This window comes from Paenarthrobacter sp. 10L420, assembly GCF_056395385.1.
In genome coordinates this window covers 1-950 of record NZ_JBFTJK010000067.1, presented here as the reverse complement: position 1 = coordinate 950, position 950 = coordinate 1, and the positions used below count along the sequence as shown (strand labels likewise).

The following is a 950-nucleotide window of genomic DNA, read 5'->3' as shown; positions in this document are numbered from 1 at the left end:
GTGGACCGGGACCTCGTGCTGGCCTACAAGGAATCCCCCGCCGGGCAACTGATCCACCCCGGCATCAACGAAGCCGGCGCCGTCGCAGCGTTCACCGCCGCCGGAACCGCGTACGCCACCCACGGCCAACCCCTGGTCCCGATCTACGTGTTCTACTCCATGTTCGGCTTCCAACGCACCGGAGATTCCTTCTGGGCCGCAGCAGACCAAATGACCCGCGGCTTCATCATCGGCGCCACCGCAGGACGAACCACCCTCACCGGCGAAGGACTCCAACACGCCGACGGGCACTCCCCCATCCTGGCCTCCACCAACCCCGCCGTGAAAACCTACGACCCCGCCTACGGCTACGAAATCGGCCACATCATCCGCCACGGCCTCGAAGAAATGTACGGACCCGACACCGAGGCCACCGGCACCGGCACCGGTGAAGACCGTAACGTGATGTACTACCTCACCGTCTACAACGAACCCATCACCCAACCCGCCGAACCCGAGACCCTGGACATCAACGGGCTCCTCAAAGGCATCTACCGCCTCGCGCCCGCCCCGGAAAACACCACCGGGGACACCAGCACAAATCCCAACCGCCCCACCGCGAACATCCTCGCCTCCGGCGTGTCCGTGCCCTGGGCCCTGGACGCCGCCCGGATCCTCGCCGAGGACTGGGGAGTCGCCGCCGAAGTCTGGTCCGTGACGTCCTGGAACGAACTGCGACGCGACGGCCTCGCCGCCGAAGAACACGCCTTCCTCAACCCCGGCCAACCCGCCCGCACCCCCTTCATCACCGAACAACTCGCAGGCACCACCGGACCCGTCATCGCCGTGTCCGACTACATGAAAGCCGTCCCCGACCAAATCCGCCAATTCATCCCCAACGACTTCGCCTCCCTCGGAGCAGACGGCTTCGGCTTCTCCGACACCCGCCAAGCCGCCCGCCGCTACTTCAA

General features: G+C 66.1%; 1 protein-coding gene. It reads left to right on the top strand.

Annotated features, from left to right (window positions below; genetic code table 11):
* On the top strand, nt 1–950 hold a 950-nt coding region (locus tag AC1DD5_RS25685; RefSeq protein WP_477523131.1), incomplete at both ends, for a transketolase-like TK C-terminal-containing protein.